At 55.9% G+C, this 13,500-nt stretch carries 1 protein-coding gene; it reads right to left on the bottom strand.

What is annotated here, in order from left to right:
- The coding region (locus L6H65_RS12660; RefSeq protein ID WP_236342904.1) for a non-ribosomal peptide synthetase at positions 1–13,397 on the bottom strand (13,397 nt) is incomplete at its 3' end.
- Positions 13,398–13,500: the final 103 nt, after the last annotated feature.

Below are 13,500 nucleotides of genomic sequence, written 5' to 3'. Positions count from 1 at the left end.
ACAGCCATGTCCACCGAACGCTCCATCATCAAGCCAACGATCTCATCCGGTCCCACACCTTGCTCCCGAAGCGCATGCGCCAACCGGTTCGCCCGCGCATTCAGCTCCGCATACGTCAGACGTTCCTCTTCATGCACCACGGCCACATGGTCTGGCGTCTTCCGCACCTGCTCCTCGAACAGGCTGTGGATCGTTCGATCCGACGGATACGACGCTCCCGTATCGTTGAATACATGTACTAATTGATTTTTTTCATCAACACTAACTAGCTCGATATCCGCCAGCTTCATCTCCGGATTCGCCGCCAACTGCTCCAACAGCCGGATGAAATGACCCGCAAGCCGCTCCATCGTCTCCTGCTCATACAGCGCTGTACTGTATTCCAGCGTGAAGTGCAGCCCTGCCGCTCCCTCTACCGCCGTTAGCGCAAGGTCGAATTTCGCAACCCCGTTCCCCGCAGCGTACGGATTCAGCCGCAAGCCCTCCAGTTCCGCCTCTCGGCGCTCCAGATTTTGCAGCACGAACATCGTATCGAACAGCGGATTCCGACTCATATCCCGCGCCACATCCAGCTTCTCCACCAGCTCCTCAAACGGATAATCCTGATGTGCGAACGCCTGCAGTACCCGCTGTTTCACTTCCTCCATGAACGCTGCGAACCGCTTCTCTCCTGACGGGTAGTTCCGCAAAGCCAGCGTGCCCACGAACATCCCGATCATCTGCTCCAAATCCGCATGCGGTCTTCCCGCCACGGGCGTACCTACGACGATATCCTCTTGACCGGTATATTTGGACAACAGCGCCGTATACGCTGCTAGCAGCACCATGTACAGCGTCGCTCCCTGATCTGCACCCACTTGGCGCAGCCGTTCCACCAGCTCCGCTTCTACCGTGAATCCGATGTGACCTCCCTCGAAGCTGCGCACCGCAGGCCGTGGATGATCCGTTGGCATCGCGAGCACGGGAAGCTCACCCGAGAAGACATCCTTCCAGTAGTCCTCCTGCTTCGCCAGCTCTTCTGCACCTAACCGCTCATTCTGCCACACCGCGTAATCCTTGTACTGAATCCGCAGCGGACGCAGCTCATCTCCCCGATACAGCGCGGAAAACTCCTGCTCCAGCACACCCATCGATACACCATCAGAGATAATATGATGCATATCGTACAGCAGCACATGACGCTTCTCTGACAGATGCAGCAGACCGACCCGCAGCAGCGGCGCAGTCTCCAGGTCGAACCGACGGATGAAAGCCTCTACCCGAGATGCTACCTCTTCCTCGTTGCAGCTCTCCCATGAAATGGTGAACGGTACCTCATCATGCACGCGCTGCATCGGCTCGCCATCCACCCATTCAAACGATGTCCGCAACGATTCATGACGCTCCACCAGATGGGCGAACGCCGTCTCCAACCGAGAGCGGTCCAATGGACCTTCCACCATCAACACGCCCGGCATGTTGTAGCTTACTTCTGCATCTTCCAACTGCTGCAAAATCAACATCCGCCTTTGGGCTGGCGAGACCGAATAATACGTCCGGCCCTCTACCGGTTCGATAGTTGCGTACGGATTTTCCGCCAGCCCTTCAATCGCCTGCGCCAACCCGCGCACCGTCGGCGATTCGAAGATCGTCTTCAGCGGGACCTGCACGTTCCATTCCTTGTGCATCCGCGAGAGCAACGTCATCGCACGCAGCGAATGGCCTCCACGCTCGAAGAAGTTATCCGCCGCGCCAATCCGTTCCACGCCAAGGATGTCCTCCCACAGCTTGGACAGCCCAGCTTCCATCGCCGTGGCTGGCGCTTCGTAAGGCACACCTACGGACCCTTGCTCCGGCTCCGGCAACGCTTTGCGGTCGAGCTTGCCATTGGCCGTCAGCGGCAGTTTCTCCAGCGCGACGAAGTAGGACGGCACCATATATGCCGGCACTTTCCCCGACACATACTCGCGGATTGCGGACGGTGCTATCGTTTCGTTGGTCGTATAGTACGCACACAGCGATTTCTCTCCGTGCTCTCCCTCCCGAACGATCACGATTGCCTCTCGCACCGATGCATGGCCGAGCAGCACATATTCGATTTCACCCGGCTCAATCCGGTACCCCCGGATTTTCACCTGTTCGTCGATTCTACCCAAATATTCAATCGTTCCGTCCGCCAACCATCTCGCCAAATCTCCTGTACGGTAGAGACGGCCACCCGCTACGAACGGGTCCGTTCCGAATCGCTCCGCCGTCAGTTCAGGTCGGTTCACATACCCTCGGGCCACTCCATCGCCGCCAACCACCAGTTCCCCTGGCACGCCGATCGGCTGCGGCTTCCCAGCGCGATCCACAATGTAAATCCGCGTGTTCGACAACGGTTTTCCTATTGGTATGTTCATCTGCTGCCCTTCGATTCGATGGCTGGTGCAAATGACCGTTCCTTCTGTTGGCCCATACGTATTCCAAACTGTGTAGCTCTTCTCCTGATGGGCCTTCACCTTGTCTCCGCCCGTCAACAGATGCCGAAGCGTAGCATTCTCTTGGTCCAGCATTTGCTCATAGATTTGTGGCGGCAGCCAGCTCATTGTGATCCCGTTCTCACGGTAGTATCCACTTAGTCCCGCCATATCCAGACGCAACCGCTCCGGCACAATATGGACACTCGACCCCGTGATCAAATAAGGGAACCACTCCCATATCGAGGCATCAAATCCGCAGGAGGCGTACTGCGTGCTTCGATCCGTTTCGCTGATTTCAAATTGCTTCATATGCCAGAAGCACAGGTTTACCAGTGAGCGATGCTCCACCTCCACGCCTTTCGGCCGTCCCGTTGAGCCTGAGGTGAAGATGACGTAGGCCAGTTGCCTCGCATCCCCGGTCCATGACGGATTTGTATCCTTGTATTCGCTAAGATTCGCTTCATTCAGCAGCAACACATGGCCGTCAAAGGCGGACGCCAAGTCCGCAGTCCCTTCCTTTGCCACAAGCAGGGACGCCCGACTATCCGCCAGCATCTGTTGAATCCGCACCGCAGGGTATCTCGGATCGATAGCCATAAACGCACCGCCGGCCTTCAGAATGCCCAGCATCCCGACAGCCATGTCCACCGAACGCTCCATCATCAGGCCAACGATCTCATCCGGTCCCACGCCTTGCGCTCGAAGCGCATGCGCCAACCGGTTCGCCCGCGCATTCAGCTCCGCATACGTCAGACGCTCCGCTTCATGCACAACGGCGACATGATCCGGCGTCTTCCGCACCTGCTCCTCGAACAGGCTGTGGATCGTCCGATCCGACGGATACGATGCTCCCGTATCGTTGAAGCGCTCCAGCAGCTCGGCTTTCTCCGTTTCATCCAGCAGCTCGATGTCCGCCAGCTTCATGTCCGGGTTCGCCGCCAACTGCTCCAACAGACGAATGAAATGACCCGCAAGCCGCTCCATCGTCTGCTGCTCATACAGCGCTGTGCTGTATTCCAGCGTGAAGTACAGCCCTGCCGCTCCCTCTTCCGCCGTCAGCGTAAGGTCGAATTTCGCAACCCCGTTCCCCGCAGCGTACGGGCTCAGCCGCAATCCTTCCAGCTCCGCCTCTCGGCTCTCCAGGTTCTGCAGCATGAACATCGTATCGAACAGCGGGTTCCGGCTCATATCCCGCGCCACATCCAGCTTCTCCACCAGTTCCTCAAACGGATAATCCTGATGTGCGAACGCCTGCAGCACCTGCTGTTTCACTTCCTCCACGAACGCCGCGAACCGCTTCTCTCCTGACGGGTAGTTCCGCAAAGCCAGCGTACCCACGAACATCCCGATCATCTGCTCCAGATCCGCATGCGGCCTTCCCGCAACCGGCGTACCCACGACGATATCCGCTTGACCGGTATATTTGGAGAGCAGCGCCGTATACGCCGATAGCAGCACCATGTACAGCGTCGCTCCCTGATCTGCACCCACTTGGCGCAACCGTTCCACCAGCTCCGCTTCCACCGTGAACTCGATGTGATCTCCCTCGAAGTTGCGTACCACAGGCCGTGGATGATCTGTCGGCATTGCGAGCACTGGAAGCTCACCCGAGAAGACATCCTTCCAGTAGTCCTCCTGCTTCGCCAGCTCTTCTGCACCTAACCGCTCATTCTGCCACACCGCGTAATCCTTGTACTGAATCCGCAGCGGACGCAGCTCATCTCCCCGATACAGCGCGGCAAACTCCTGCTCCAGCACACCCATCGATACACCATCAGAGATAATATGATGCATATCGTACAGCAGCACATGACGCTCCTCCGACAGACGCAGCAGACCGACCCGCAGCAATGGCGCGCGCTCCAGATCGAACGGACGGATGAAGGCCTCCACTCGGGATGCTACCCCTTCCTCGCTGCAGCTCTCCCAGGAAATCGTGAACGGCATCTCTCCATGCACGCGCTGCATCGGCTCACCGTCCACCCATTCAAACGATGTCCGCAACGATTCATGACGCGCCACCAGATGGGCGAACGCCCTCTCCAACCGAGAGCGATCCAATGGACCTTCCATCGTCAGCACGCCCGGCATGTTGTAGCTTACTTCTGCGCCTTTCAACTGCTGCAAAATCAACATCCGCCTTTGAGCTGGCGAGACCGGATAATACGTCCGCCCTTCCACCGGCTCGATGGCCGCGTACGGATTCTCCGCCAGCCCTTCAATCGCCTGCGCCAACCCGCGCACCGTTGGCGATTCGAAGATCGTCTTCAGCGGCACCTGCACGTTCCATTCCTTGTGCATCCGCAAGATCAACGTCATCGCGCGCAGCGAATGGCCTCCACGGTCGAAGAAGTTGTCCGCCGCGCCAATTCGTTCCACGCTAAGGATGTCCTCCCACAGCTTGGCCAGCCCGGCTTCCATCGCCGTGGTCGGCGCTTCGTAAGACACACCTGCGGATCCTTCTTCCGGTTCCGGCAACGCTTTGCGATCAAGCTTGCCGTTTGGAGTTAGCGGCATGCTCGGCAACTGGATAAAATAGGAGGGGATCATGTACATCGGCAGATCCCTTAACAGCTCATCTTTTAATTCATAAGCAGTATAATCCTTAACGCTCACGAAGTACGCACACAACGTCTTTTGCCCGTCCCCGTCCTCTTTCACAACCACTGCTACTTCCTTTACAGAAGCAATTCGTAGAAGCCTCGCTTCAATTTCTCTAACTTCAATGCGATAACCCCTTATTTTTACTTGATCGTCCATCCGTCCTGCATATTCCATGTTGCCATCCGGCAACCACCTGACCAGATCCCCAGTCCGATACATCCTCTGCCCAAAACGGAACGGATTAGAAACAAATCTCTCACTCGTTAATTCCTGTTTGTTCCAATAACCACGACTAACGCCGCTTCCTCCAATATATAATTCTCCAATCACACCTATCGGCTGCAACGATTGCTTGTTGTTTAACACATACATCTCCACGCCTGGAAGAGGCTTTCCGATAGGCAGTGTACTAAGCGCCTCTTCATTGCTACCTTCAAAGTAACTGGAGTCAATACATGCTTCTGTCACACCATAGCTGTTAACAATTCTCATCCGTGAGCCAAAACGCTGAAACAGTAAATTAAACTCTTTCACTGGACAATGATCCGAACCAATGATTAACAACCTCAAGCTCTCGGGTACTAACCCCTCGTCATGCAAGTAATTCATCAACGGGATTACCAATCCAGGCGTCGACTCGAACATCTGAATCCGATACTTCTGAATCAGCCTATAGATTGCCTCTGGATTAGCCCTTGCGTCTGTAGGACATAAAATGAGCGTACCGCCATGCAACAGTGCGCGAACCAAATCTCCGGAGAAGACGTCAAACGAAAAGTTCGCCCATTGCAGCCACCTGATTCCTGTCTCATGCAAGCGATATTCTTGTTTCCAAGCGTTAGCAAGTGATGCAAGCTGCCTATGCTCGATCATGACTCCCTTTGGATTGCCCGTCGTTCCAGAGGTGTAAATGACATAAGCCAAATGCTCTGAAGAGTTGTACACAACCGGATTTGAAGTATTAAAATAGCAGGACTCTTCCTCCTCAAGCAAAACCCAAACGCCTTCAAAAGATGTACGTGATTTTAAATGGCGTTGAGTGATCAGAACCCCGGTTCGGGAGTCTTCCAGCATGAATTGGATGCGGTCCGCCGGATAATCCGGATCAATCGGCAGGTAGGCTCCGCCCGCCTTCAATATCCCCAGAATGCCCACAATCATGTCCACCGAACGCTCCATCATCAAGCCAACGATCTCATCCGGTCCCACGCCTTGCTCTCGCAACGCATGCGCCAACCGGTTCGCTCGCGCATTCAGCTCCGCATACGTCAGACGTTCCTCTTCATGTACCACTGCGACATGATCTGGCGTCTTCCGCACTTGCTCCTCGAACAGGCTGTGGATCGTTCGTTCCGATGGATACGACGTTCCCGTATCGTTAAAGCGCTCCAGCAGTTGGGCTTTTTCCGCTTCATCCAGCAACTCCATGTCTGCCAGCTTCATGTCCGGGTTCGCCGCCAACTGCTCCAACAGCCGGCTGAAATGGCCCGCAAGCCGCTCCATCGTCTGCGGCTCATACAGCACTGTGCTGTATTCCAGCGTGAAAGACAGCCCTGCCGCTCCCTCTTCCGCCGTCAGCTCAAGGTCGAATTTCACACCCCTATTCCCCGCAGCGTACGGGCTCAGCCGCAAGCCTTCCAGCTCCACCTCCCGGCGCTCCAGGTTTTGCAGCACGAACATCGTATCAAACAGCGGATTTCGGCTCATATCCCGCGCCACATCCAGCTTCTCCACCAGCTCCTCAAACGGATAATCCTGGTGTGCGAACGCCTGCAGCACCCGCTGTTTCACTTCCTCCACAAACGCCGCAAACCGCTTCTCTCCTGACGGGTAATTCCGCAAAGCCAGCGTACCCACGAACATCCCGATCATCTGCTCCAGATCCGCATGCGGTCTTCCCGCCACCGGCGTACCCACGACGATATCCTCTTGACCGGTATATTTGGACAGCAGCGCCGTATACGCCGCCAACAGCACCATGTACAGCGTCGCTCCCTGATCTGCACCCATCTGGCGCAGTCGCTCCGCCAGCTCCGCTTCCACCGTGAACCCGATGTGAGCTCCCTCGAAACGGCGCACCCCAGGCCGCGCATGATCCGTCGGCATTGCGAGCACTGGAAGCTCACCTGAGAAGACATCCTTCCAGTAGTCCTCCTGCTTCGCCAGCTCTTCTGCACCTAGACGCTCGTTCTGCCACACCGCATAGTCCTTGTACTGAATCCGCAGCGGATGCAGGTCATCTCCCCGATACAGCGCAGCAAACTCCTGCTCCAGCACACCCATCGATACACCATCAGAGATAATATGATGCATGTCGTACAGCAGCACATGGCGATCCTCCGACAGGCGCAGCAGGCCGACCCGCAGCAATGGTGCGCGCTCCAGATCGAACGGACGGATGAAGGCTTCCACACGGAACGCTACCTCTTCCTCGCTGCAGCTCTCCGAGGAAATCGTGAGCGGCATCTCTCCATGCACGCGCTGCATCGGCTCACCGTCCACCCATTCAAACGATGTCCGCAACGATTCATGACGTGCCACCAGATGGGCGAACGCCCTCTCCAACCGAGAGCGGTCCAATGTACCTTCCATCGTCAGCACGCCCGGCATGTTGTAGCTTACCTCTGCGCCTTCCAGCTGCTGCAAAATCAACATCCGCCTTTGGGCTGGCGAGACCGGATAATACACCCTGCGCTCTACCGGCTCTATCGCCGCATACGGATTCTCCGCCAACCCTTCGATCGCCTGCGCCAACTCACGTACCGTCGGCGATTCGAAGATCGTCTTCAGCGGCATCTGCACATTCCATTCCTTGTGCATCCGCGAGATCAACGTCATCGCCCGCAGCGAATGGCCGCCGCGCTCGAAGAAGTTGTCCCCCGCGCCAATCCGTTCCACGCCGAGAATGTCCTCCCACAGCTTGGCCAGCCCAGCTTCCATCGCCGTGACTGGCGCTTCGTAAGGCACACCTGCAGACCCTTGCTCCGGCTCCGGCAGCGCTTTGCGGTCGAGCTTGCCATTGGCCGTCAGCGGCAGGTTCTCCAGCGCCACGAAGGCGGACGGCACCATGTACGCCGGCAGCTTCCGCTGCAGCGACGCCTTCACCTCAGCAGCCGCTTCTCCTTCCTTGCCTGCTGCCGCCGCGATGTATGCGCACAGATACAGGCTGCCATCCCGATCCTCTCTCGCCATCACCGCTGCTTCGCGGACGGAAGGTTCCTGCAGGATCGCCGCTTCGATCTCTCCAAGCTCGATCCGATACCCCCGGATCTTCACCTGCTCGTCGATTCGCCCCAAATACTCGATATTGCCGTCCGGCAGCCATCTTGCCCAATCACCCGTTTTATATAGCCGCTCTCCCGGCACGAACGGATTCGCTACAAATTTCTCCGCCGTTAATTCCGGTTTGTTCAAGTATCCCCGTGCCAAGCCGACGCCTCCGATGCACAGTTCCCCTGGCACGCCAAGCGGTTGCAGCTTTCCAGCGCGATCTACAATGTACAGGCTGGTATTGTAAATCGGTTTGCCGATACACATCCGTTCCAGCTCGTCCATGTCGCAATCGAAGGAGGTCACGTCTACGGTGGCTTCGGTTGGTCCATACAGATTGCTTAGCTGCGCTCCACCAATCATTCGCCCGAACCGCTTCGCCTGCTCCACCTTCAACGCTTCCCCACTGGCAAATACCTGCCGCAAGCTCACCGTCTTCTCCAAGCTGCCGGGCACGCTTTCCACGTATTCCAGAAATGCGTTCAGCATCGACGGCACAGCATGCATTACCGTAATGCCATGGGCTGCGATCGTATCCGCAATAAGTCCCGGATCCTTCTCCCCTCCAGGCTTGAGCAGACACACCTTCGCACCCTCCAACGACCACCACAGCAGCTCCCATACCGACACATCGAAAGTGTACGGTGTTTTCTGCAGGATGACATCGTCTTCACGAAGCGGGTACTTCTCCTGCATCCACTTCAACCGGTTAATGACCGAGCGATGCTCAATCATTGCTCCTTTGGGCTTCCCCGTTGAACCCGAGGTATAAATCACATACGCCAAATCCGTCGGACCGTTCACGTCCTCCAGTTCACCGCTGTCCACCCCGGCGTACAAGCGCTCATCATCCAGCAGTACCGTTCCGATTGCGTGGCCGCCTGCTTTCTCCTTCCAGCGCTCTGCTGTCACCAGCAGCCTTGCTTCGCTGTCCCCCAGTATGTAGCAGATGCGCTCCGCCGGATAATCCGGATCAATCGGCAGGTAGGCTCCGCCTGCTTTCAAGATCCCCAGAATGCCCACGATCATGTCTACCGAACGCTCCAGCATCAGGCCAACGATCTCATCCGGCCCCACTCCTTGCTCCCGAAGCGCATGCGCCAGCCGGTTCGCTCGCGCATTCAGCTCCGCATACGTGAGATGCTCCTCTTCATGGATCACCGCGACATGGTCCGGTGTCTTCCGCACCTGCTCCTCGAACAGGCTGTGGATCGTTCGATCTGACGGATATGACGCTCCCGTATCGTTGAAGCGCTCCAGCAGCTGGACTTTCTCCGCTTCATCCAGCAGCTCCATGTCCGCCAGCTTCATGTCCGGGTTCGCCGCCAACTGCTCCAATAGACGGCTGAAATGGCCCGCAAGCCGCTCCATCGTCTGCGGCTCATACAGCGCTGTGCTGTAGTCCAGCGTGAAAGACAGCCCTGCCGCTCCCTCTGTCGCCGTTAGCATAAGGTCAAATTTCGCACCCCCATCCCCCGCAGCGTACGGGCTCAGCCGCAAGCCTTCCAGCTCCGCCTCCTGGCGCTCCAGGTTTTGCAGCATGAACATCGTATCGAACAGCGGATTCCGGCTCATATCCCGCGCCACATCCAGCTTCTCCACCAGCTCCTCAAACGGATAATCCTGGTGTGCGAACGCCCCCAGCACCCGCTGTTTCACTTCCTCCACGTACTCCGCGAACCGTTTCTCTCCTGACGGATAGTTCCGCAGGGCCAGCGTACCCGCGAACATCCCGATCATCTGCTCCAGATCCGCATGCGGTCTTCCCGCCACCAGCGTACCCACGACGATATCCGCTTGACCCGTATATTTGGACAGCAGCGCCGTATACGCCGCCAGCAGCACCATGTACAGCGTTGCTCCCCGGTCTGCACCCATCTGGCGCAGCCGCTCCGCCAGCTCCGCTTCTACCGTGAATCCGATGTGACCTCCCTCGAAGCTGCGCACCGCAGGCCGTGGATGATCCGTTGGCATCGCGAGCACTGGAAGCTCACCCGAGAAGACATCCTTCCAGTAGTCCTCCTGCTTCGCCAGCTCTTCTGCACCTAGCCGCTCATTCTGCCACACCGCATAATCCTTGTACTGAATCCGCAGCCGACGCAGCTCATCTCCCCGATACAGCGCGGCAAACTCCTGCTCCAGCACACCCATCGATACTCCATCGGAGATAATATGATTCATGTCGTACATCAGCGCATGGCGCTCCTCCGACAGACGCAGCAAACCAACCCGCAGCAGCGGTGCGCGCGCCAGATCGAATGGACGGATGAAGGCCTCTACCCGAGACGCCACCTCCTCCTCGCTGCAGCTCTCCCAGGAAATGATGAACGGCACTTCTCCATGTATCCGCTGCACAGCCTCGCCGTCCACCCATTCAAACGATGTCCGCAACGATTCATGGCGCTCCACCAGACGGGCAAACGCCGTTTCCAACCGGGAACGGTCCAATGGACCTTCCATCGTCAGAACGCCCGACATGTTGTAGCTTGCCTCTGCGCCTTCCATCTGCTGCAAAATCAACATCCGCCTTTGGGCTGGCGAGACCGGATAATATGTCCGCCCTTCCACCGGCTCTATCGCTGCGTATGGATTCTCCGCCAGCCCTTCAATCGCCTGCGCCAACCCGCGCACCGTCGGCGATTCGAAGATCGTCTTCAGCGGAATCTGCACGTTCCATTCCTTGTGTATCCGCGAGAGCAGCGTCATCGCCCGCAGCGAATGGCCTCCACGGTCGAAGAAGTTATCCGCCGCGCCAATCCGTTCCACGCCAAGGATGTCCTCCCACAGCTGAGCCAACCCAGCTTCCATCGCCGTGGCCGGCGCTTCGTAAGGTACGCCCGCTAACCCTTGTTCCGGCTCCGGCAGCGCTTTGCGGTCAATTTTACCATGGGTCGTCAGCGGCAGATTCTCCAGCGCGACGAAGGCGGATGGCACCATATACGCCGGCACTTTCTCCGATACATACTCGCGGATTGCGGATGGTGCTATCGTTCCGCTCGTCGTATAGTACGCGCACAGCGATTTCTCTCCGTGCTCCCCCTCCCGAACGATCACGATTGCCTCTCGCACCGCTTCATGGCCGAGCAGCACATATTCGATCTCGCCCGGCTCAATCCGGTAACCCCGGATTTTCGCCTGTTCGTCGATTCTGCCCAAATACTCGATGTTGCCATCCGGCAGCCATCTCGCCAAATCTCCTGTACGATATAGACGGCCGCCCGCTACGAACGGGTCCGTTCCGAATCGCTCCGCCGTCAGTTCAGGTCGGTTCACATACCCCCGGGCCACCCCGTCGCCGCCAACCAGCAGTTCCCCCGGCACGCCGATCGGCTGCGGATTCCCAGCGCGATCCACAATGTAAATCCGCGTGTTCGGCAACGGTTTTCCAATTGGTATGTTCATCTGCTGCCTTTCGATTCGATGGCTTGTGCAAATGACCGTTCCTTCTGTTGGTCCATACACATTCCACAGCGCGTAGCTCTTCTCCTGATGGACCTTCGCCTTGTCCCCGCCCGTCATCAGATGCCGCAAAGTAGCGTTCTCTTGCTCCAGCATTTGCTCAAAAATTTGCGGCGGCAGCCAGCTCAGCGTGATCCCGTTCTCACGGTAGTACCCGCTTAGTCCCGCCACATCCAGACGCAACCGCTCCGGCACAATATGGACATTCGCCCCCGTGATCAAATAAGGGAACCACTCCCATATCGAGGCATCAAAACCACAGGAGGCGTACTGCGTGCTTCGATCCCTTTCGCTGATTTCAAATTGCTTCATATGCCAGAAGCACAGGTTTACCAGTGAGCGATGCTCCACCTCCACGCCTTTCGGCCGTCCCGTTGAGCCTGAGGTGAAGATGACGTAGGCCAGTTGCCTCGCATCCCCAGTCCATGCCGGATTTGTGTCCCTGTATCCACTAAGATTCGCTTCATTCAACAACAGCACACGGCCGTCAAAAGCGGACGCCAAGTCCACTGTCCCTTCCTGTGCTACAAGTACAGACGTCTGACTGTCCGCCAGCATCTGTTGGATTCGCATCGCAGGGTATCCCGGATCGATGGCCATAAACGCACCACCAGCCTTCAAAATGCCCAGCATCCCGACGGCCATGTCCACCGAACGCTCCATCATCAGACCAACGATCTCATCCGGTCCCACGCCTTGCTCCCGCAACATGTGCGCCAACCGATTCGCTCGCGCATTCAGCTCCGCATACGTCAGCCGATCCTCTTCATGCACCACGGCGACATGATCCGGCGTCTTCCGCACCTGCTCCTCGAACAGGCTGTGGATCGTTCGATCCGACGGATACGACGCTCCCGTATCGTTGAATACATGTACTAATTGATTCTTTTCATCAGCACTAACCAATTCGATTTCATCTATTCGCATTTGAACATTTTGCAAAACTGTCGTTAATACCAATGAAAACATATCCACATACCTCAAGATTGTTTCCCTTAAATATGCTTTGCAGTTGTAATGCACAGTCACGTTCAAATGACGATCACTTTCGCTTTTTCTAAAAACGAAGACCGTTGAATATATTTGCTTTTTCAAAAAGTCTTCTGTAACCTTAGCTCCATGTATGCTCTCATAAACCATCATAAGAGTCGGAACACTGTATGACCCGTTGTAATTCTCATCATTAGACTGAGTAATATAGGAAACAGGATAGAATTGATGCCTATAACCACCTGTAACAGTTTCATTGATTCGAGAGAGCAGCTCCTTTACAGTCATTTCTCCCTTTATTTGCTCATACATAAAAACAGAGTCATTATATTTACTGTCATCTTTATAGCCTTGATGCAGTGGTGTTGATATACAAATTTGATCCGAAATCAAACATTTGTGTAAAACGATATTTAAGACAGACAATAAAATCGAGAACGTCAAAATATCATTATTTTTACTTATATTGTAAATTGAATTTAAAGTTTTCTCCTCAAATTGCATCGTATATTCATTAATTTCATATCCATATTCGGAAATAGAATCTTTTGGTATCTCGGAAGCTTCTGTGTAGCCGTCTAACTTTTGAATCCAATATTTTTTCGCGGCTAAAAATCCTTCTTTTTCATCCATTATATGGTGTTTATATTCCAAGCTAGCCCCTCTTTTCTTGCTTATATATTTGACAAAGAAGGGATGGCTACAAAATGATTCATCATGTTTACCATCCCTCAAC

Source organism: Paenibacillus plantiphilus (assembly GCF_927798095.1).
Lineage (GTDB): Bacteria > Bacillota > Bacilli > Paenibacillales > Paenibacillaceae > Paenibacillus_Z > Paenibacillus_Z plantiphilus.
Note: the sequence above shows the minus strand (reverse complement) of the source record. Positions and strands in the feature narration are given on the sequence as shown.